The 21,314-nt window shown below is 69.6% G+C and carries 13 protein-coding genes; 3 read left to right on the forward strand and 10 right to left on the reverse strand.

Annotation, left to right across the window (positions count from 1 at the left end; genetic code table 11):
- Positions 1-646: 646 nt before the first annotated feature.
- The gene (locus ADK36_RS26445) at positions 647-1,246 is read right to left on the reverse strand and encodes a hypothetical protein (RefSeq protein WP_078916519.1); all 600 of its coding nucleotides are present in this window, start codon (positions 1,244-1,246) and stop codon (positions 647-649) included.
- A gap of 285 nt (positions 1,247-1,531) precedes the next feature.
- On the opposite strand from ADK36_RS26445, the gene ADK36_RS49000 reads away from it, so the two are divergent.
- Entirely contained in the window at positions 1,532-1,750 is a 219-nt protein-coding gene (locus tag ADK36_RS49000) for a hypothetical protein (protein ID WP_159029260.1), read from the forward strand.
- Here the strand turns inward: ADK36_RS49000 and ADK36_RS26455 are convergent.
- On the reverse strand, positions 1,727-2,209 hold the full coding sequence (locus tag ADK36_RS26455) for a hypothetical protein (protein ID WP_048584663.1): 483 nt from the start codon (positions 2,207-2,209) through the stop codon (positions 1,727-1,729). The genes ADK36_RS49000 and ADK36_RS26455 overlap by 24 nt on opposite strands.
- Positions 2,210-2,274: 65 nt before the next feature.
- Here ADK36_RS26455 and ADK36_RS49005 point away from each other — a divergent pair, with 65 nt between their 5' ends.
- Complete coding sequence (locus tag ADK36_RS49005) at positions 2,275-2,703, forward strand: hypothetical protein (protein WP_048584664.1); 429 nt, start codon at positions 2,275-2,277, stop codon at positions 2,701-2,703.
- Between the two features lie 453 nt (positions 2,704-3,156).
- Here the strand turns inward: ADK36_RS49005 and ADK36_RS26465 are convergent, their stop codons facing one another.
- The 8 genes from ADK36_RS26465 to eccCa form a co-directional block, all read right to left on the reverse strand.
- Positions 3,157-3,462, reverse strand: coding sequence for a hypothetical protein (locus ADK36_RS26465; protein ID WP_048584665.1), 306 nt, complete (start codon positions 3,460-3,462; stop codon positions 3,157-3,159).
- Positions 3,463-3,847: 385 nt separating this feature from the next.
- On the reverse strand, positions 3,848-5,176 hold the full coding sequence (locus tag ADK36_RS26475) for an SUKH-4 family immunity protein (protein ID WP_048584667.1): 1,329 nt from the start codon (positions 5,174-5,176) through the stop codon (positions 3,848-3,850).
- Positions 5,173-6,867, reverse strand: a complete 1,695-nt coding sequence (locus tag ADK36_RS26480; protein ID WP_234329878.1) for an ATP-binding protein — start codon at positions 6,865-6,867, stop codon at positions 5,173-5,175. The genes ADK36_RS26475 and ADK36_RS26480 overlap by 4 nt, the downstream gene beginning before the upstream one ends.
- 316 nt (positions 6,868-7,183) lie before the next feature.
- The gene (locus ADK36_RS26485) at positions 7,184-9,340 is read right to left on the reverse strand and encodes an SUKH-4 family immunity protein (protein ID WP_048584669.1); all 2,157 of its coding nucleotides are present in this window, start codon (positions 9,338-9,340) and stop codon (positions 7,184-7,186) included.
- Between the two features lie 31 nt (positions 9,341-9,371).
- Complete coding sequence (locus ADK36_RS49010; RefSeq protein WP_159391200.1) at positions 9,372-13,772, reverse strand: toxin glutamine deamidase domain-containing protein; 4,401 nt, start codon at positions 13,770-13,772, stop codon at positions 9,372-9,374.
- Between the two features lie 829 nt (positions 13,773-14,601).
- On the reverse strand, positions 14,602-14,928 hold the full coding sequence (locus ADK36_RS26515) for a DUF397 domain-containing protein (RefSeq protein WP_048584675.1): 327 nt from the start codon (positions 14,926-14,928) through the stop codon (positions 14,602-14,604).
- An 84-nt stretch (positions 14,929-15,012) separates the two neighbouring features.
- Positions 15,013-15,399 (reverse strand): hypothetical protein, encoded by a 387-nt coding sequence (locus ADK36_RS26520; protein WP_063776926.1) that lies wholly within the window; start codon positions 15,397-15,399, stop codon positions 15,013-15,015.
- Between the two features lie 156 nt (positions 15,400-15,555).
- On the reverse strand, positions 15,556-19,497 hold the full coding sequence (gene eccCa / locus ADK36_RS26525; protein WP_048584676.1) for a type VII secretion protein EccCa: 3,942 nt from the start codon (positions 19,495-19,497) through the stop codon (positions 15,556-15,558).
- Positions 19,498-19,773: 276 nt separating this feature from the next.
- Here eccCa and eccD point away from each other — a divergent pair, with 276 nt between their 5' ends.
- Entirely contained in the window at positions 19,774-21,231 is a 1,458-nt protein-coding gene (eccD, locus tag ADK36_RS26530) for a type VII secretion integral membrane protein EccD (RefSeq protein ID WP_078916521.1), read from the forward strand.
- The last annotated feature ends 83 nt before the right edge of the window (positions 21,232-21,314 follow it).

The following is a 21,314-nucleotide window of genomic DNA, read 5'->3' on the forward strand; positions in this document are numbered from 1 at the left end:
GGGGGCCTGCACCGGGGGCTGCGGAGGGCCGAATCCCGGTGCCTGCTGTGGCGGAGGGGGCTGGTTGTAAGGGTTGTTGGGAGAGTGCGGCGGCTGTGGAGGCGGCGGTGGCGGTTGGAACGGCGGCTGAGTCATCGGATTCCCACGGAGTGAACTGACTGGACCAGCAAGCTATCAGTGAGATCAGGAGGGGGCCGTCGGAGCCGGAGCGGGCCGCGTGAAGGGCGCTCTCCGGGGCGGGGGACGTGGCGGATGTGTAGAGGTGTCGGACGTGCGCCATGAACGTCGACACGCTTGCCCCGGAGGGGCCCGCAGCGCCACGTCGGCGGTGTTCTCCTGGTACTCCACCTCGAAAGGCAGTGGTTCTCCCTGGAACCGCGGCTGGTCGTAACTGCCGAAGCTTCGCACCGCGTGGCCTTCGCGGGAGACATACCAGTTCTCGGCGGAGTTGTACGGGTCGAGAAAGCCTGCGCAGGAGGGACTCGGCACCCCACTTCAGCCGGGACGTGCCGTCCTCTCCGGCATACGGCAGCAGAGTGTCGATGACCTGTACGCCGAGGGCGACCAGCTGGTCAGGGGTTTGCTGTCACAAGTCCGCAGCAGGCCGCCCCGGTTGTCCGGAGGGGCGCGACAAGGGGCCGGCCGTTCACGGTGTACGGCCCTGAGTGCGCTGTCGGTGTCCCTTGACGTCGGGTCGGCCGACGTGGCCCTCGGCGCGCTCGGACTCGCCGAGCCAGATGTGCGGGACGTACCGCTGGACCGCCGAGACCAACTCCTGTCGGCAGGGGGTGGGGAAGGGGAGGCGGTAGCGCAGCCGGGGCAGCTCGGGGTGCAACGGCTCCTCGTCGCGGACCAGTGTCCACAGGACGGGGTCGTCCCGGTCGATGGGACCGGTGGGGAACAGTTCCAGGGAGTAGACCTTCTGGCTTTGGACCTTCTGGCTTCGGCCGAACCTGCTCCAGTACAGGCCGACTCCGGCAAGGCCCTGCCAGGGGATGATGTTCCGGTGCTTTCCGTTCTCGACCCACAGGCCGGTGGCGTCCACGAGGATCCGGGCGCGACGGTTCGCCCAGTTGGCGATGAAGAGGAACACGCCGAGCGCACCGAGCAGCAACATGAAGACGAGACCCGCGTACCCGGCCGGGTTGGACTCCCCCTTCTGGTTCCCGGTAGCAACCACGACCGCGACAAAGACACCGACCGCGCCCAGCGCGATGAGCAGGACGGAGCAGGGGAGCCCGGTCATGGCACCGCGGCGCCCGATCCGTATGACCGTGGCATCGGGCGCGGGGGAAGGCGTGTGCGAAGGCAACATGGTGCGTGACCTTATCGAATTGACCTACGCTCCCTCCTCATGACGACGCACGGCCGGGAACGCGGCGGGGAACAGGTACAGATGCAGGTGCCGACCGGTGAGGGGGATCCGATTTCGCCCGGCTTGGATGAATTGAGGGCGAGTTTCCCGAGGCAGTCGGATCCGGGGTTCGCGAGACAGCGCTCGCAGCAGGCGCGGAGCGCTCGCGGTGGGCTCATGGCCGCAGGTGCGTTGGTCGCGCTGGTCTGCCTCTTCGTCATCATGGGACGTCTCGGCAGCGGTACGCAGGCGGGCGTGGGAACAGTGGTGTACGGCCTGTCCCTCGTCTCCGCCGGTCTCGGCGTGGAGTTGGCGCGTCGCGGACGCACCCGCCTGGCCATGATGGCGATCATTCTGGCGGCGGCGGGTGCGTCACTGGCGGACGCGCTGCCCTGACTGGGCGCCGAACCAGCGCCAGGCCCGGTCCATCCCGGTCTGGACGTACTCGGCATCCCTCGCGCCCTCCGCCGTCGGAGGGGCGGCCTGCTGCACCGCCAACTCCGCGCCATGCGCGTACCGTTTCCTGACCCGCACCGCGGCATCGGGGTCCGTGGTCTTGCCGTCCTCGGAGACGAAGGTGCCCTCACAGCGGACGGGCCGCCGATTCTTACGGCTGCTGCGGGAGGCGTTGCCCGGGTAGCTCACCTCGCACTGCTGCACCGTCAGTGCGCCGCGCGTGCCCGCCCAACCCGCTGTGTACGCCCCCTCGTACGCGCCGAATCCGCTCAGGACGAGCCCCACGATCAGAAAGACCAGACCGCCCGCTCGCCCGAGGCGCCCGAAGACTCCGCCGACGAGCCCGGTGAGGGAGCGGCCGGCGCCTGTGCCACTTCCTGTGCCTTGCGTCCGGGCCATGGGCCCAGCATGGCACCCATGTGTGACGGGAGATACTTCAGGTGCCGAGAGTCGAGGAGAAGCGAATGACCAGGAACCCCGAGAACTCACCCAACCCGCAGGGCCCTTCGCAGGAACGCGGTGTGATCGACGAGGCACTCGAACCGGACCAGATCCGTTCCCTGAACTCCGCCCTGCGCCAGCTGTCCCAAACCGAAGGCGCGAGCAAGGAGCTGCAGGAGGCGGCCAAGAAGCTGCTCTCCGGCCGTCTCGCCCTGCGCGACGCCCTGGACGACCCCACGGTGTCCCGCGCCCTGGGCGGAGGCCTGGCGTCCCTGCGCGGTCAATGGGAGTCGTTGTCGGAGGAGCAACGCGATCAGGTCCGGCACGGTGAGCCGCTGGCCGACGGTGGCTCCTCCTCCGACCCGTCCGAGTCGAGGCGGTCGGAGGGCGAGAACCCGCAGACCGGGAAGAGGAACCAGGGGCGGCACAGCGGCGGCTTCTCGCTCTACTGATGACGTGCTGACCATGCGCACCGGCAGGTCAGGACCGGAGCTGGTTCCGGTGCGGCGCGATGGCCCGCCACTCACACGGTCTGCCGGGGCAGGTCGAGTCCGAGCCGATGCCGGATGACCTCGGCGTACTCGGGCAGGCCGTCCTCGACGAACGCGGTCCCCAGAAGGGCGGCGCGCCGTATGACGGGTGCCTGGGCGCGGGTGAGCAGGGGGGCCGTACGCAGGTACGTACGAGCTGCCCGGCGCTCCCGTCACGACCAGAACGCGCGGGGTGCCGGGCCACTCCATCCGCCAGGCGGCGAGGGCACGCAGCACTGCTGTGCGGCCGCCGATGTAGGGATGCGGTGCGTAGCCGTCAATGAGGCCGGCCATGGGTGTCAGTCCTGGTCGGGGTGGTGGGGCGAACAAGGAAGAGCGGTGTCGCGGGTCGGCCCGGCTGGGCTTGCCCGGCCCTCAGGTGTTCTGCGTGAGGTTCTTCCGGTACAGGGCGATGGCCTGCTCGGTCGGGTAGTTGGGGACGGTGACGGTCTCGCCGGTCTCCTTCGACACCACGATCTTGGCTCCACCGGGAGGGGCGGGCTGTGGTCGGCCGGATGCGTCGACGCCGGGCGGGAAGACCGCGTAGACCAGGTAGCCGATGTCGAACTCGTGGACGTTGAGTTCGGCGGGGGTGCCGTCGGGGAGTTCGGGCTGGGCGTAACGCGCGCGGACGATCTGGATGGCTTCGTCCGGGGTGGTGGGCGGTGTTTCGGGAGCCATGGGTCTCCTGTTCGCTGTCCGGGTTGTGGTCGGCCGGCGCGTTGGCCAGGTGGGGAACTCGCCGTACCAGCTGCGGTCGAGGAGGCATTTCGGCAGGTATGGGGACTCGACGTCGATGGTGAAGCCCGAGTCCCGGGCGAGGCAGGCGATGGCCCTGGGCGCGCTCGGACTCTCCGAGTCAGAGGCGCGGGACGTGCTGCTGGACCGCCGAGACCAGCTCCTGTCGGCAGGGGGCGGGGAAGGGGAGGCGGGGAGTAGACGGTCCGGCGGCCCAACTTGCTTCAGTACGGACCGACTCCGGCGACCTGCCAGGGGGTGACGCTCCTGCGGTTTCCGTTCTCGACCCACAACCCGGTGCTGTCGACGAGGACCCGGGTACGGCGGGTCAGAACAACCCGTGCCACATCTGCTCGACGATCAGTGACCACCAAGCTCCTGGATCGGCCAACGCCGAGCCGTCGATGGCGACCAACTGCTCCTGTAGTTCCGCCACCGCTGTACCCGCCGCCACAGGATCGAGCCCCTGCATCCGGTCCCGCACCGTGGCCAGTTGGGCGAGAGAGCGGACATACGCAGCCAGCGAGATGTTCACGTATCGGGCAGATGCGGTGACCGGGTCGATTGCCCAGACCGCACCGAGGCCATTGGGCTCCGTCGAACCGGGTACGCACTGCACCGCGAGCACCGCGACGCCGTCCCAGCCGATGCGGACCAGGTGGGCGAGGACAGCGATCTTCTCCTCACCCGCCGGGCTGCGGCGCTCGCGCAGGTTGGTGGAGACATCGGTGAACATACCGCCGGCGGGGGGAGCGTCAGGGCGATCCGCCGTGAAGAAGAGGGGCAGGTCAACGGGGAGGCCGGCCGAGGTGAGGACCGACCGCGTGGCCTCGGGGAGTCGACTCGCCGCGCGACCGTCCGCGTCGTAGCGGCGTACACCGGCGGAGCCGAAGACGTGGGTGAGATGGCGGCCGAGGTCCGCTTCGTTCATCGGTGCGGCGGGGGTGACGGCCGTCGGGATCGGGCTGCGGTGCGGGCGGGGCGGGGGCTGCCGACCCGCCATCGCATACGTGGACTCGACCTGCTGGATCAGAGCGGAGACGCCCTCGGCACGCACCTCGGGACGGGCACCGTACGCGTGGGACGAGGAGAGTTCCGCGTTGCGGAAGAGATGGACGAGTTCCGCGGTGTAGCCACCCGGCAGCAGGCTGGGACGCAGATCGGTGTGGATCGCGACGACGTTTTCGAACGGGACGTTCAGCCGTCGCAGTTCGGCCCACGCCTGATGCTCCGCGGGTGGCAGTCCCGGGGCCGACGTGCGGCTGAGGAAGATCTCCTGGCCCGTGCCGGGATCGGTGTAAGTGAACACCGCCGTATTGCCCGGTCCGGTGACCGGGCGCGCCTCTGTCGCCGAGTCCGTCTCGGACCGGTCGGCGGCGTGCTTCTGTCGGTACATCCGTACGACCTCGTCGACTGGCACCGACGGCCAGACCGTCAGCTCGCCGGTCTGCCGATCCACGACCCCGCATGCGTCGCCGATCTCGGAGGGCGGTCGCCGCTGACCTGTCTCCGGATCACGCTCCAGTGGCGCGGGTGCGGCCCATACGACCCAGCCCAGGTCGAACTCCTTGGACCTGACCTCGCGGCGCGGAGCATCCGAGCCCTCGGGGTTGAGCCAGCGGTCGGCTGTGGCGAGCGCCTGCTGCTGGGTGGTCACGCGGGGGCTCCTTCGCGGGGGTCGGGGACGCGGGCCATGAGGCTATCGCCGGAGCCCGCCGCAGTGATCCGCAGGGCCCTCGCCCCGCGCTCGGTGGCGACGAGAAGAACGCCGTCGGGCGACAGGTCCGAGCCGACATAGGGCGTCTCCGAGGGCAACTCTGCCACCAGAGCCTCGCCGCTGCGGTCCCAGACCCGCACGTAATCGGCTCCGCGACTGAGCATGAGCGGGGCCGCCAATCGCTCCTCCTCGGAAAGGAGCAGGATCTGCTCGGGCGACGCACCGGCGAGGTCCACCGGCTGGACGAGGCCATGCACGACCAGAGCGGAGCCGTCGCCGACCGAATGGGCACCGGCCGTGCCCGCGGGCACGGCGAGAGCCGCGACGGGCGTGGGGGGCTCTCCGTCACCTCCGGGCAGCGCTCCGACCGTCACCGCGCTGATGCCCGCCAGCGGCAGGCTCCACAGCGTCCGCCACGGAAGATCCAGGCCGAGTCGGTGCACGGCGGCCGCGTACTCGGGCAGGCCGTCCTCGACGAATGCGGTCTCCAGCAACGCCGCGCGCAGCGGAGGTGGCGCCTGGGTGCGGGTGAGAAGAGGAGCGACGCGCAGGTATGTGCGGGCCGGAGCGCCGAGCGCGTCGTGAGGGACGGATTCGACGGCCGCGCGCAGGGCCACGGGGTCGGCGTACACGAACAGACCGGGGTCCGTGAGGAGCTGCGGGAGCAGACCGGCTTCCAGGGCATGGCCCGCGACGTAGTCGCGTACGTACGGGTCGGCTTTGCTCCAGTCCTGGTCGGGTACGGCCTCGAGCAGCGCCGCCGCGATACGTGCCTGGGCGGTACGCACGCTCGGCAGACCCGCACGGACCTCGTCGCCGACGGCGGGATGCCGGAGTCGTAGGAGCGTACGGCCGTCCTCACCGTCCACAGGCTGGAGAAACGGACCGACCAGGGCTGAGGCATCCGCCATCGTCCCCGTCATGTCCTGGCCCGCCACCGCGGTCACGAGGCGTCCCCAGAGGTCCGACGGCAGCCCTTGGCCCTCGGCGAGGGCGAGCGGCGTCAGTATCAACCGGAGAGTCTGCGGATCACCGTCGACCCTGAGCGCGTGCAGATCCAGAGCCTCGCCGACCGAAGCGGGCAACAGCTGATCGGAGGACGGGGCGACGCGGTCGGGAGCCATGAGCATGCTGCGCGTCGCGAGCTGCACGACCAGCTGGCTGGTACCGGCCCGGCGCCCTATGGCCGCCGCCAGCGGACGGCGGACCTCGGGGTCAGCGGTGAAGGGAAGTCGGGGTGCCCCGAGCTGTGGATGCAGTGCCGTGTCCGCGTGCAGGGCAAGGCTCTCGGGATCGGCCCATTCCGGCTCGTCGAGATCGATGACGCGCACCGCGCCGGTCGGCAGCCCGGCGGCCAGTTCGTGGGCCAGCGGACGCGGCACGTCGGCCAGGAGGCGGACGGTCTGCGTGGCCGCGAGGGGCGCGAGCACGTCCCGGACGACGCGGGCGGGCTCCCCCGTCGCGCGCACCGGTCCTGCCCGGTCCACGTCGGGCACGACGATGGTCGTCGGCCGGTCGAGGGAGGCCAGCTCGGAGAACACCTCAGCGACATTCGCCGCCCGCAGTTCGTGATGGTCGGCGATCAGCCACAGGACCTGGCTCGCCGTCCGCCCGGTTGCTGCGGGCACCACGGGTGCGGGCAGAGCCGGCGGGACCGTCGAGGGATCCAACTCCCCAAGTGGCAACCGATCGCGGAACTCCGGATCGCAGAGCATGAGGAATCCGGCGAGGAGCCGTGAGCATCCGCTTCCGGGGTTTCCGGTGAGGACGAGGACACGTGGTGCGCCTGGCGCTCCCGCACGCCATGCCGTAAGCGCACGCAGCGCAGCTGAGCGTCCGCCTACGTAGGGGTGCGGTATGTAGCCATCGGTTGCGGCGGTCATCGATCCCGTCTTCCGCCCTTCCAGCAGACTTCGCGTTGTCGTCGATGTTATGACAGTGACCTTGTCAGACCCGGTCGTCGAAGTTGTAGTCCTCGAAGACTCGTTGCCAGCCCTGTGTGTCGTAGGCCTGGGGGTCGATGAGGTTGAGCCAGTGGCGTAGGTCCGACTCCGTGTCCTCGATCGACCACCAGGAGGCGCGCCACCAGAAGTAGAGGCGAACCATTGCGACGAACTGGGCGAGACTGCTTCCGGCCAGCTCGTCCTCGATCCCCGACCAGCCGTCCTGCAGCACACGCCCGTCGCGGCCGTCGAGGAGGAGTCGCGCGCTTTGCCAGCTGCCGAGGGAGAAGTACGTGGAGTCGGAATCGTCCGGTTTACCGAACGGCTCGGCAACGGGGATCAGGCCGGTGTGCTCGAGGTCGGTGGTGTCGAGTTCGAGGAGGCCGGTGACGCAGGGGAAGCCGACGTCGGAGAGGAAGGCGCGTGTGTCGCTGTCGGTGAGGGTGTCCGGCAGGGTCTCCTGCGGAAACCGTTTGACCGCCGCGGTTCCGAAGATGTCCGTCAGCCAGTCGGTTGTGGGGGCCAGGGCCTGGGCGGGCAGGTCGGCCCGGGCGAGCGTCGTGTCGGTGGCCACCAGACGCTTGTGGAGGCCTGGTGCGTCCTCGTGTCCGGCGCTGTGGTTGATCTCGATCACGCAGACTCCGTCCGTGGTGGCCAGAGCGACGTGATGGCCCGAGCGCGTTCCCCGAAGCACGTACTTGGGCATGCGGGGTAGATCCACTTCCCCACTGAGGGCGCCGGCGGGGCGCCACCCTTTGGGCCCCTGGTTCGCGTGCGTGGTGCCGGAGGCGTCCGCGCTCTCATCGGGCTCGGGGCGGGGCGTGCCCGTGGCCAGGTCCCAGGTGCCGATGTGTTCGTGGCGGGTGCGGGCTGTGACCACATCGCCGGTCGGGGTGTGCACGATCTGGAGCGTCCGGAGGATCGGGCGGCTGACCACTTCGTCCGTGCTGAACACGCCGGCACCGACGCCTTGGGCCCAGAGGGTTCGCCAGGGCAGGGTGACGGGGCCGGCCGCTGCCAGGAGCCGGTCGGCGGCTGCTTCATGCGTCGGCCCGGCCTGCTTCAGGGTCAGGTGCAGCAGCGCCAGCCACTCCCCCTGGGACGACGGCTGAACGCCACGGAGCGCCATGTAATGGAGGCGGGCCCCGGCGGTTCCCTGCGGGATGGGCCGTGCGTGGAACGCGGCCTCGAACGCCTCGAAGAGTGTCTCGTGGCTGACCCCGGCGACTGCTGCCGTGTCCTCCAGGAACGCGTTGAACTGGCCGTCCGCTGCCGCGTGACCGGCCAGGGCGCGTTCGGCGTACCAGTGTGTGGCTTCTGGGGCGTCTGCGGCCGACAGTGCGGTGACTGCGTGCGCGTGCCAGGACCTGGCCTGCTCGGCGGGCATCTGCGCACGCAGTCGCCGGGCCGCTGCCTCCTGCTTGAAGGAGACCAGGGCAGTGCCTGAACCGTCGTCTGTGCGGTGGATCCATTCCCCGGCCGCCGGGTCGTCGAGCAGCGACTCCAGCCGGGACTCGGGGATGTCGTGACCGAGGGCTGAGCAGAGCAGGGACCACACGGGCAGGGGAACGAAGCGATGCTCGGCCAACGCCAGTGCGTCAAGGGCGGACGATAGGGCCGCGTCATCGGCCGGCTCCGTGAAGGGGGGCGTGCTCTCGAAGCTCCCTTGCAGGGTCAGGTGCCGCCCGCCCAACTCGTCGGCCTTGCCCGGGGCATCGTCGACTTCGACCAGCAGGCGCATCCGCAGCCCGCGCGGATGGAACGTGATCAGTGCCCGTGCCACTCGATCGATGACACGCCCCGGTTCGCGCGAGGTACGCAGCCGGCCCGCCCACTGCGTGTTCGCGAGCACGATCACAGGGTCGTCGCTGATCCGGCGGGCCACGGTGCCGAAGTTGTCCTTGAAGGAGTCCGGGGCGGGGATACCGAGGGCCGTCGCCACCTCCCGGGCCACCTCCTCCGCGCACTTGCCGGCGCAGTCGACGTGGACCGCGCCCGGGTGGCGGGCAACGATCTCGCGCAGCAGCGCCGTTCTGCCGCTGCCCGCGCGCCCGCCGACCCACAGCCAGGCACTGGTGTCGCGAGGCCGGTCGATCCACTGCAGCGCACGCTCCAGCGCGAGGTCTGCCGTGACTTCATCCGGGTTCGGGGTGGTACTCATGCGTCAGGTCTTTCCTACCGTCGGTTCTTTTCTATGCAGGGCTTGTTGGCGTCGGCAAGGCGTACGCCTTAAGGATATCGGCGACCTTGTTCAAGTGATCCTGGAAATCAACTTCCATGGCCTGCGCCGCATTGTTTACTCCCTCGCGCCCATCGCTGAACGGTTCGACCTGTTCGCCTTTTCGGTAAGCCGTGGCGTAGGTCGTCCCCATCTCCTCCGGCAGATAGGCGCGGATATAGCCTCCGCAGTCCGCGTGTCCCCTCGACTCGGAAGGGTGGCCACACGGCTCCCGCTCCGTGTACAGGTGGGCGGGGACGAGCGGATTCTGTCCCTTGGCCGCGCGGTCCTCGTTGAGGCGTTCGATCCAGCCGCCCAAGTGCGGTTCCGAGTGGTCGGGTCGTGGCCCGACGTAGTTGAACGAGCTGTCGGCCACGTAGTGGGTCTGTTTGGTGTCCGGGTCGTACACCTCCATGACAGCGAAATTGCGACCAAGGAAGTTCGGCTTCATGTCCTTGGTGGCGTCTACGATCTGCTGAGCCACGCTTTCATCGTAGGTCTCGTCGAGGTATTGGCGGGTGCGCTGTGCAGGGTTGGCGGACGGGGAATCGGAGCCGCGCACCTCGGAGAAGGGCTTTCCGTTCGCCGCCGCGACGGCGGCCCTTGAGTTCTGGAATTTCTCGCCGTCGTTGCCCGGGAAGTTCGTCTGCCGATTTATGTCGCGCTTCCGGTGCGCCTCTCGTGCCTCTGTCGCGTCCTCCGACTCCGACCAGCGATAAGCGGACTGGTCGCCCTCGCGCCGGTACGGACTGGCGCCCACGCCCTGGTTCATGTGGAAGTCATTGCTCAGGCGCGCCAGAACACCCACTGCGGCGGCCTGTTGGCCGCGGTTCAGATCGTTGAAGCCCGGGATGCGGTTGGCGAGGTCGTCGCGGTTCCAGGTCGTACCGTCCCTACTCCCGTCGAGCAGGTCACGCAACCCGGCGTTGTCGTTGTTAGCGAAGTCCCGCAGGGTGTCGTAGACCGGATCCAGGTCGATCTGCCGGATGTCCCGGTGAGCGCGGAAGTCTCTTTGTGCCTGGTCGCCGGCGACGCCGTAGTGCCGGTGATCCGGTTTCTGGTCTTCGTCGAACGGTGTGGAGCCCAGCCGCTCGGGGTCGGTCCCTGTCTTGGGCTTGTCACCCTCGTCGTCCGGGGAGTTTCCTGTCTCATCGGGATCGGTTCCGGCGGGTTCGTCGGGCGCCCTGCGGTCGGCGCCCGTGGGAGTCTCGGAAGCCTCCCGCTGGGGCTGCGTACCGTCGTCGGCGCGCTGGTCGGCCGCCACCGGCTGCCGATTCGAGTCCAGCGGAATCGCGAAGACCCCGTTGTCCCCGCTGTGCAGCGGCTTCGAGCTCTGCTGGCCCGTCTGGGCGTCGATGTACGTGATCTTGCCGTTGTGGTTGACGGCGTTCCACGCGTGCGCGCGCCCGTTGGAGTCCTGCGTGATGATCACGGCCTGCGAGCCGTGGCCGCTGTCGCGGAGGGTGTTCTCCAGGCGGTTGAAGGCGTCGCGTCCGTTGCCCATGTCGCTGAAGCGGGCGCCCAGCGTGTTCTCGATGCGGTCGCGGCCACCCTTCTCGCCGCGGTCCGAGGGATTGCCGTCGGCGTCCAGGTCCGGGGTACGCGCCCCAGCGGCCGTGGGGTTGCCGGCATAGGTGTCGACCGTGGACAGGGCCGTGTCGACGCAGTTGTTGTTGCGGCCCGGCGCATCCCTGCCCTCGCCGTTGATGTGCTGCACCCAGGGGCCGTCCGCCGGGTCCGGCGGTCGGGTCGGGTCACCGTTCTCGTCCCGGGGGACCGAGTTCTCGAGAGCGTCCTGTTCCGCGCGAGTGGGGTCGGCGACACCGCCCGGCGGGTTGGTGTTGCGGGTTTCCGAGGCCGGGGTCGGGGTCTCCTTCGGCCTCGGGTTGTCCGATGAGTTCTGTTGGCTGCTGCCGCCGTTGTTGCTGGAGTCCGGTGTCTGTGGGGTGGACTGCTGAGGCTGGTTGTTCGGCGTCGTGACCACGTGGTGCACCGGCACCGGAATGGCCTGAGGCTGCTGCTGTTGGTTCGGGGTGTTCGCCGGGGGCTGCTGGGTGTTGGGCTGCGTGCTGCCCGGCTGGTTCGGGGTGTTCGGTGTACTGCCCACGGGCTGGTGGGGCGGCTTGGTGGGGGTGGACCCGGCGCTCGGCTGGTTCGGGGTGCCGGGTGCGCCCTGAGAGGCGGGGCCGTGGCCGACGGGACCCGGCTGGGCGGAGGAGTTCGGGGTGTTGTTGCCCGGTGTCGAGGAGCTCGGCGTACTACTGCCCGGTGTCGAGGCGCGGTGGGGTGCGCTGCCGGTCGACGGGGAGGGTGACGTCGTAGGCGTGCTCGTGGAGGGCGATGCGGTCCTGGAGGGAGACGACTGGGCCGGGGTCTGGCTCGGAGCGGTCTGATTCGGGTTCTGGCTCGTGGACGACGTCGGGTTCTGGCCGGGCGTACGGGTGCCGGTCGGGTCCGTGGTGTTACGGGGCGTGGTGCGGTCACCGGGAGTGGTGCCGGGTGCGTCCCGGGGCGGAGTGCGGTCGCCCGGCGTCGTACCCGGAGTGGTTCGAGTCGTGCCGCCGTCGCCCGGCGTCGTGCCTCCGGGGCGCTGGCTCGGTATTCGCCCATCCGGCGTGCTCGACGTACGCGCGTCCGCGGTACCGGGTATTCGCCCGTCCGGCGTTGAAGCAGGCGTACTCCGTGGCGTCGTAGGAGAGGTAGGGCTCGGCGTGGAGGCAGAGCCCGTGCCTGTGGCAGAGGGCGTGCCGGGCGTACTGGCGGAAGGGTTCCTCGCCGGACCGGAGTGGGGATTCGGACTGGTCGCGGATGTCGCGCCGGCGCCGGCCGAAGCACCCGGGCCGTGGTGCCCACCCCCCGGAACGGCACCCCCGGCGGAAGGCGCCGTGGGCGACGTCGGCATGCCCGAGCCGCCGCTGTCCGACCGGCCGCCGGAACCAGCGGGAGCCGTGTCCGCCGTCGGCGTCGGCGCCGAGTTGGACTGCGTGGGCGCGCTGGCGGTCAGGCCGTCGATCTGGGTGCCGATCGGGCCGCCTCCGGGCGAGGACGACGTACCGCCGGACGACGCGGCCCCGGACGTGGGCGTGGACTGCGGGCTCGGGGACGACAGGCCCGATACGGGGGAGCCGCCGCCGGAGTGAGAAGGGCCCGAGGTGCTCGGGGTGTTGGACGAGCCGTTGGACTCGGAGCCGTTGGACGACGGCCCGCTCGGCGAGGGGTCGTCGAAGTCCGACAGGGACGAGCCCGGGGTTTGCGTAGGCCTCGCGTACGGAGAGTCCGAGGAGGACGGATTCCCGGAGTCGGACCCAGGCCCGGGGCCGGAGTCGGGGCCCGCCCCGATGTTGGGTGCGGGGATGTCGTTGCCGCCTGTGTCGGCGGATATGCCGCTGCCTATGTTCGCGCCGGGGATGTTGCCGTTGCTCGAACGTGTCGAGGTGTTGGAGTCCGAGTTCGACGAACTCGAATCGGAGGACGAGGAGTCGGATGAGGAGGAGTCGGATGACGAGGGGGAGTCGGATGACGAGGAGGAGTCGGATGACGAGGAGGAGTTGGAACTCTCCGACCCGCTGCTGGAGTCGCTACCGATGTCACCCCCCGGAAAGTCCGACCCCGACGGCCCGTCGTACCCGTCGATCCGGCTGTCGACCGCGTCTCGTGCCCGGCTGCCCGCCTTCTGGCCCAGGCTGTCGCGCACGCCTTCGGCGAAGGTCTGGGGGCTCTGCCTGAGGGCGTCCAGGCCTGCCTCGCCGCCGGCCTTGAGGGTGGCGCCGACGTCGTAGCCTTCCTGGGCGCCGAAGCCGACGTTCACGGTCTGGCGGATGAGGTCGGTGACGATCGCCTCGATCGCGGAGATCGCGGGTTCCTTCATCATCTCGATGAGCGCCTCGAACATGGCTTGTTTGAGCTCGTCGAGGAGGCGTCGGACGATCAGGCGGGCGGCCTGGGTGGCGCCCATTCCCGCTACCGAGGACAGACCGAAAGTGAAGGGCGCGGCGGCAGCGGCGGCGGCGATCTGGATGGCAAGGGCGATCAGCTGGGCGATCACCGCCCACTTGGCGAACTCGACCAGGTAGGCGCAGGCCTCCAGAACGTTCGCGATGAGGAACGCGGCCTCGGCGGCGCTGCGGAGGTAGCCGTCGTTACCGCCGCCACCGTCGAACTTCTCGTAGGTCTTGGTGAACTTGTCGATCGACTCACCGGCGTTGTGGGCGGTGACCTGACGCGCGCTGCTGTTCGCAGTGGTGTGAAGCTCGTTGACCTTCTCGCCGAACTCCCGCCACACGGCGGCGCAGTCTCTGAGCTTGTCCTCGTTCGCCGTGGGCCACTTGTAGCCCAGCATCTCGAGAACCCACTCGAGCTCGTCCGGCAACATCATCGCCACAGCAGAAAGCACCCCCGTCGGACAGCACGGCCGTACACGTCCCTCACCAGCCAAGGGAAATCACACAGGAGTACAGCCGTCCGCAAAGTTTACGGACTCCTCTGCCGGTGACTTCAGGGGTTTGCTGTCACAAGTCCGTTGCAGGCCGCCCCGGTTGGTCCGAGGGGCACGGAATGGGCCGGCGGTTCACTGTGTACGGCCCCGAGTGTGTTGGCGGTGACCCTCGACATCGGGTCGGCCGACGTGGCCTTCGGCGCGCTTCACACCGCTCACCCGCTGGCCAGGGCTCGTATCGCGCGCGCACTACGCTGCCTCGACATGACGACGTACCGCGGGGAACGGGCGCCGATGCAGGGGCGGATGTCGGAGCCTGCGCGGGGCAGCGACGGCGCTCCCGTCCGGCCGGATGTGGACGAGCTCAGGCAGCGTTTTCAGGGGCAACCGGACCCGGGATTCGCGAGGGCACGGTCACGGGAGGCGCGGAATGCCCGCGGAAGCGTCATGGCCGTTGCGGTGATCATGGCGTCGGTCTGCCTCTTCGTGATGGTCCAATGCCTCACCAGCACTTCTCGGACGGCACTTTGGGCCGTGGCGCCAGGGGTGGGCGCCGGTTTCTGCGCTCTCAGCGTGGAGTTGGCGCGGCGCGGACGCACCCGCTGGGCCACGGTGGCCCTCATGCTGGGGGTTGCCTGTGGGGTCCTGGGGGAAGGGGGCCGCTGACCCCGCCCCCATCAGCTCGACCAGCCGGCACGAGAACGGCCGCCGCCCGCTGCTGTGGACGGCGGCCACAAGAACATCTACGCGCAAGCCACGCGCAGTCGCCCTACTCCACCGCCATCCCGCCATTGTGCGGAGCCGGCTCCAGATCGAACTCCCCGTCCCGCGCGCCGAGTACGAACGCCCGCCACTCCGCCTCGGTGTACCGCAGCACGGTGGCGGGATCCAGGGACGACCGCATGGCCACCGCGCCCTCCGGCAGGTACGCGATCTCGACGCGCTCCTCGTGCGTCTCGGTACCGGGCGCGCAGTGCCACTCGACCCCGGAGATGTCCAGGGCGTACAGCTCGTCGCGCTCCCGCTCCTTGCGCGCCTTGGTGTCCTCGGCCTGAGTCCCGACCTCGTTGTTCTGTGGCTCGGTAGCCTCGGTCATGCTGCTGGGCCTCTTCCTGACGTGCGAACGAAGTGTGCGTCTCACCCTACTGGCGCGGGCGGTCCGTCACATGTCCGTCGCGGATCAGGTGGTCGACCGCGGGTGGATCTCGCCCCGCGCCACCCCGGGCGGAACCTCCACCTGGCCGTCGTACTCGGCCATCGTCTTCTTCCAGATGGCGTCCTGCGCGGCCTCGTTCTGCTCGTGCGCCACGCCCATCTTGGCCAGGGCGGCCCCCATCCCGGCGATCCGCTCGGCCAGGCTGCCCATCGAGTCGTACATGCCGTCGCGCAGGCCCTCGTAGACGACCCCGAACTTCTCGCCGATGTCGTCGTCACCCCACGGCGGGGTGTCACCCTGTTCGAGGGCGGTCAGCCCGGTCTTCAGCTTGTGCACGGCCTTGGAGAACTCCACACCGGTGTTGAACATGTGGAATCCCTCGGTCTTCAGTACCTCAGGATCTGAGTCCATGTAGTCCGACGGCACAACTGCCCCCCGTGGCTCGTCACTTCTGTCGCGACCCCACCTTAGCGGCGCGCACCCGGGCAACGAAGAAGGGCGGCACCCTCGCGGGTACCGCCCCTCCTGCTCAACCGGCCGTCCGTAGTCCGTCCGGCTGGCCGGTCCTCAGAACCGGTTCGGCAGCCACCCCGTCTGGATCAGCTGCCCACCACGGCGCCGAGTGTGGAAGTACCCACGGCCGGGCGGCAGTTGCGTCGCCGTGATGTTGCCGAGCAGCGCACCCTCGGCCCGGTCGCCGGAGAGCACGAGGCCCTGGGCGCCGAGTTCACGCATCCGCTGCATCACCGGCTCGTACAGCGACCGGCTCGCACCGCCCGAGGAGCGCGCGATGATGATGCGCAGGCCGACGTCACGGGCGAACGGCAGGTACTCCAGGAGCGGGGCCAGCGGGTTCACGCCGGTCGCCACCAGGTCGTAGTCGTCGACGATGACGAACGCGTCCGGGCTGCTGTACCAGCTGCGGTTGCGCAGCTGTTCCGGCGTGACGTCCGGACCCGGCATCCGACGGTGCATCGAGCCGGCCAGGCCCTCCAGCGTCTCCGTCAGGGCCGGGGCCGAGGCGCAGTACCGCGACAGGTGCGAGTCGGGCACTCCCTCCAGGTGGGCGCGCCGGTAGTCACCCATGACGATCTTCGCCTGGTCCGGCGTGTAGCGCTCGGTGATCTGCTTGACGAGCAGCCTCAGCATCGCGGACTTACCGGACTCGCTCTCACCGAACACGATGAACAGCGGGTCCGTCTCGAAGTCCACGAAGACCGGCGAGAGCGACGACTCGTCGATACCGATGGCCACACCGCGGTCCGGGTGCTCGAAGCCCTTGGGCAGCCGGTCCGCCGGCATCATCGTCGGCAGCAGTCGTACGGCCGGCGCGTGCTGGCCCTGCCAGTTGTCGTTGATGCCGCGGATGAGGATCGACGTAGCCTCGGACAGGTCGTCCGTCTCCGAGGAGCCGTCGACGCGCGGCAGCGCCGCCATGAAGTGCAGCTTGTCCTGGGTCAGACCGCGGCCCGGGACGGTGGCCGGGACGTTCTGCGCGACCTTGCGGTCGATCTCGGACTCGGTCGGGTCACCGAGCCTGAGCTCGATGCGGTTCTGCAGCATGTCCTTGAGCGCGGGCCGCACTTCGGTGTAGCGGCTCGCCGTCAGGATCACGTGCACACCGAAGCCGAGGCCACGCGTGGCGATCTCGGTGACGGTGGCCTCGAGCATCTCGTAGTCCGTCTTGAACGTGGCCCAGCCGTCGATGACGAGGAAGACGTCACCCCAGGGCTGGTCCGGCAGCTGACCCGCGTTCCGGCGCTGACGGTAGGTCTGGATCGAGTCGACGTTGTTCGCGCGGAAGTACTCCTCGCGCGCGTTCAGGATGCCCTCGACCTCGCTGACCGTACGGCGCACCTTCTCCGCGTCGAGACGGTTGGCGACCCCGCCGACGTGGGCGAGCTCCTCCATGGAGATCAGACCGCCACCACCGAAGTCCAGGCAGTAGAACTGCACCTCGGACGGCGTGTGGGTGAGGGCGAACGACGAGATGAGCGTGCGCAGCAGCGTCGACTTGCCGGACTGCGGACCACCGACGAACAGACCGTGACCGGCACCGCCCGCGAAGTCCCGGTACAGCACGTCACGCCGCTGCTCGAACGGCTTGTCCACCAGACCGACCGGCACATTGAGCCGGCCGAGCGCCGTGTAGTCGGGCGCGGTCAGGCCGCGCTCCGGGGAGACGGCGAGCTGCGGGAGCAGCTGCTCCAGCGAGGGCGCCTCCTCCAGCGGGGGCAGCCACACCTGGTGGGCGGGCGGTCCCTGGTTGATCATCCGGCCGACCAGCACATCCAGGACGGTGTCGGCGAGCGCGTCGTCCACCCGGTTGTCGGGCTCCGGCTCCTCGATCACCGGCTGCGGGGGCAGCGCCACGTGCTCCGCCGAGAACAGCGCGGGCCGCAGCTGCGTCGAGCGGTGCACCCGGGACGGGCCCTCGCCGTGGTACGGCCCCGACACGTACGCCGCCTTGAAGCGGACCATGGTGTCGGTGTCGTAGCGCAGGTAGCCCGAGCCGGGGATCGACGGCAGGTGGTAGGCGTCCGGGACACCGATCGCCGTACGGGACTCGGCGGCGGAGAAGGTCCGCAGACCGATCCGGTACGACAGATACGTGTCCAGGCCGCGCAGCTTGCCCTCTTCCAGGCGCTGCGACGCCAGCAGCAGGTGGACACCCAGCGAACGGCCGATACGACCGATCTGGATGAACATGTCGATGAAGTCCGGCTTGGCCGTGAGGAGTTCGGAGAACTCGTCGAGCACGATCACCAGCGAGGCCATCGGCTCCAGCGCGGCACCCGCCGCCCGGGCCTTCTCGTAGTCGTGCAGGTTGGCGTAGTTGCCCGCCGAGCGCAGCAGCTCCTGACGGCGCTGCGTCTCACCCATGATCGAGTCACGCATACGGTCGACGAGGGTGAGGTCGTCCGCGAGGTTGGTGATGACGGCCGCGGTGTGCGGCATGTCCGCCATGCCCGCGAAGGTGGCACCACCCTTGAAGTCCGCGAGGATGAAGTTCAGCGTCTCCGAGGAGTGCGTCACCGCGAGGCCGAGCACCAGCGTGCGCAGCACCTCGGACTTACCGGAACCGGTGGCGCCGACGCACAGACCGTGCGGGCCCATGCCCTCCTGCGAGGCCTCCTTGAGGTCCAGCATGACCGGCTCGCCGTTCTCGCCGACACCGATCGGCACCCGCAGCCGCTCGTGCAGCGTGCGCGGACGCCAGGTGCGGGACACGTCGACGGTGCCCGCGTCGCCGATACCCATGAGGTCCGTGAAGTCCAGGTTGGACAGAAGGGGTTCGCCCTCCTCCGCGGAGCCGACCCGGAACGGGGCGAGCTGCCGCGCCAGGGACTCGGCCTGCGCCGGGTTCAGCACGTCGGGCCTGCCGGTGTACGCGGACTCGTGGCCGACGAACAGGCGCATACGGTCCGGCTTCACATAGGCCGTCAGACCGGCCCGCAGCTCCTCCTCCAGTTCGCCGGGAGCGATCTCCAGGAAGGTGACGCCCTGGAGGCCCTCGCTGCCGGCGAGCTCGGAGTCCGGCGGCACGGTGCCGCCGTCGAGCACCACGATCAGGTGCGGCTGGTCGTAGACGGGGTTCGCCTCACGGTTCCAGCGGGGCCGGTCGTCCAGCTGGTCCGCGAGCGCCTCCTCCAGCTCACCGAGGTCGTCGAAGAGGAGCCGGCTCGAACCCGCTCCGTCCTTGGCCTTCGGGTGCTGGCTGTGCGGCAGCCACTTGATCCAGTCCCAGTCCGCCGCGGCGGAGGGGTGCGCCACCACGGCGATCATCAGGTCCTCGGGCGAGTGCAGCGTCGCCAGCTGGGCCAGGGTCGCGCGGGCGTTGGCGTAGACCGTGTCGGTCTCGCCGCAGATCGTCACGTGGTAGAAGGCACGCAACGAGATGGAGACGGGCAGGTCGTGCAGACTGCCGTGCGCGTCCAGGAAGGCCTTCATGGCCGCCGCGGTCAGCGGTTCCAGCTCGTCCTTCGGGGCCGTCTCCGGGGCGACGAGCGGAGTGTTCAGCTGCTGGGTGCCGCGGCCGATCCGCACGGACGCGAAGTCCGCGTCGTTCGGGCGCCGCTCCCACAGCCGCTTGCCGTCCGCGGCCACCGCCCACAACTGCTCCGGGTCGGGGTGCTGGAAGAGCTGGCTGCGCCGCTGGAGTTCAGCCGTCTTGTGCACGTCCTTGCGGACCTGCTCCAGATAACGGAAGTAGTCACGCCGGTCCTGGGCCATGCCCGCCCCGGGGCCCTGCCGGGCCTTGGCGAACTGGGCGACCATCATGGCCACCGTCGAGGCCAGCATGAGACCGCCGACGACCTTCATGTAGGACTGGCCGGCTGTGAAGAAGAAGGCGACAGAACCCAGCATGCCCATCATGGGCAGCATGTTCATCAGCATGCTGTCGTCGCCCTCGCGCGGAATCTCGGGCGGCGTCTCGAGTTTGACCTCGCCGTCCGGGACGGCCGGTGGCACTGTCCGCGGTGGTCGTTTGATGATGACGACGCTCACCGATGCACTCATCCTTCGCGATTGATACGTGATACGTCCTGGCACCGACGCCCCCGTGTACCGCGACGTGTTCTCGTTCGCGTAGGCGTCGTTCGCGTAGGCGTCGATCCTACTGATGCGCCGAGTGCGCGAGGGAGGCAGGAGGATGGAGATGCGGAGCAGGTCCTGGGAGGAATGGGGGAGGGCGGTCCTGCACCCCGTACCGCAACGGATATGGTGGCGCTCCGCGTCGTACGAGCGGCGCGAGGAAGCCTTGTCTAGCAGGGGGAACACCAGGTGAGCACGGGGACTTCGACAGGTTTCTGCCGAATCACCATCGCAGCGCCGGACAGCCGTGTCGATGTGGCGCTGCCCGAGGACCTGCCGATCCAGGACCTCTTTCCTGAGATCATCAGGCTGTCGGGCCTGGTCCAGTCGGATACCAGTCCGTCCGGCTACCACCTCGTGACCCGCGAGGGTCAAGTGCTCGACGCGAGCCGCTCGTTGCTCGAGCACCGGGTCAGGGACGGCGAGGTGCTGCTGCTGCGGACCTTCTCCGACTCGCTGCCGCCGGCCGTGCACGACGACGTCGTCGACGCGATCGCCGCCGCGGTCAAGCAGGACACCCGCAGCTGGAACGACAGCCTGATGCGGGTGGCCGGTCTCGTCGCCGGGTCGCTGCTGCTGGTCATGCTCGGCTTCGTCTTCTGGTTCGCGGACCCGGTACGGCACGACATGCACGGCCTCCAGGGCATCCTGGCCGGCGTGACGGCACTCGCGCTGACGGCCCTGGCGGGCGTACGGGCCCGGGTGTACGACGACCGGGGATCCGCGGTCGCGCTCGGCATCTCGGCGCTCCCGCACGCGCTCATCGCGGGCTCCGGCGCCCTGCCCCAGGACGCGGGCGAGGGCCCCGGAAGGATCCAGTTCCTCGTCGGCTGCGTCGCGGTACTGCTCTGCTCCGTTGTCCTGATCATGCTGCTGCCGCAGGGCGACGCCCCGTTCGTGGCCGCCGCGCTGGCCTCCGCGATCGGCACGCTCGCCGTGTTCTGCGGTGTCCTCACCGAGGCCGAGCCGCGGGAGATCGCCGCCGGCACCTCGGTCGTCGCCCTGGCGGTGGTCGGCTTCCTGCCCGGCTGGTCGTCCCGCTTCGCCAAGCTGCCGATCGGCTTCCGCAACCCCGAGGACCTGGCCCGGGCCCGTCGTGAAGGCCGCGAGGGCGACCTCGAAGCCGTCGACGTCCAGCGCATCGTCGCCCAGACCAGCCGTGGCCACGAGCTGCTGCTCGGCCTGGTCGGCGGCTGCGCGGCCGTGATCATCGGCGCGGGCGGCGCGGTGCTCGGCTTCAGCGACAACGGCTGGGCCCAGCTGCTGGCCCTGGTCACCGGCCTCGCCGCGATGCTGCGGGCCCGCCTGTTCCGCTACACCGCGCAGGTCACCTGCCTGTTCGTGGCCGGTGTCGTCACGCTCGCCCTGCTGGTCCTCGGCCTCGCGATCTCGCCCCCGGCCGACATCATCATGGAACTGCTCCAGAACAACTCCGGCCCGGTCAACGTGCGGACCCTGTGGCTCGGCGCCTCCGTCGGAGTCGGAGTGCTGCTGCTGATCGCGATCGCCCTGATCGTGCCGCAGAAGGGGCTCTCCCCCTTCTGGGGCCGCATGCTGGACCTCGCCGACTCGCTGGTCCTGCTCTCCCTGGTCCCGATCTGCCTGGCCGTCCTCGACGTCTACGCCAAGGTCCGCGGCGGTCTCTGACCGGCGCGGCGGCGCCGGGGACCGCCTGTCAAGGGCGCGCCTGTGTGCTGGTACGCTGTGTGACGGCCGTTTGTGTACGCGCC

Origin of the sequence: Streptomyces viridochromogenes (assembly GCF_001270495.1) — a bacterium.
Lineage (GTDB): Bacteria > Actinomycetota > Actinomycetes > Streptomycetales > Streptomycetaceae > Streptomyces > Streptomyces viridochromogenes_A.

Excerpts from the sequence above, each read along its gene's own strand:
- ADK36_RS49010 (WP_159391200.1), bottom strand. The coding sequence starts at position 13,772 with ATGATGTTGCCGGACGAGCTCGAGTGGGTTCTCGAGATGCTGGGCTAC.
- ADK36_RS26515 (WP_048584675.1), bottom strand. The coding sequence starts at position 14,928 with ATGACCGAGGCTACCGAGCCACAGAACAACGAGGTCGGGACTCAGGCC.
- ADK36_RS49005 (WP_048584664.1), top strand. The coding sequence starts at position 2,275 with ATGACCAGGAACCCCGAGAACTCACCCAACCCGCAGGGCCCTTCGCAG.
- ADK36_RS26485 (WP_048584669.1), bottom strand. The coding sequence starts at position 9,340 with ATGAGTACCACCCCGAACCCGGATGAAGTCACGGCAGACCTCGCGCTG.
- ADK36_RS26465 (WP_048584665.1), bottom strand. The coding sequence starts at position 3,462 with ATGGCTCCCGAAACACCGCCCACCACCCCGGACGAAGCCATCCAGATC.
- ADK36_RS26445 (WP_078916519.1), bottom strand. The coding sequence starts at position 1,246 with ATGACCGGGCTCCCCTGCTCCGTCCTGCTCATCGCGCTGGGCGCGGTC.
- ADK36_RS26520 (WP_063776926.1), bottom strand. The coding sequence starts at position 15,399 with ATGGACTCAGATCCTGAGGTACTGAAGACCGAGGGATTCCACATGTTC.
- ADK36_RS49000 (WP_159029260.1), top strand. The coding sequence starts at position 1,532 with ATGGCCGCAGGTGCGTTGGTCGCGCTGGTCTGCCTCTTCGTCATCATG.
- ADK36_RS26455 (WP_048584663.1), bottom strand. The coding sequence starts at position 2,209 with ATGGCCCGGACGCAAGGCACAGGAAGTGGCACAGGCGCCGGCCGCTCC.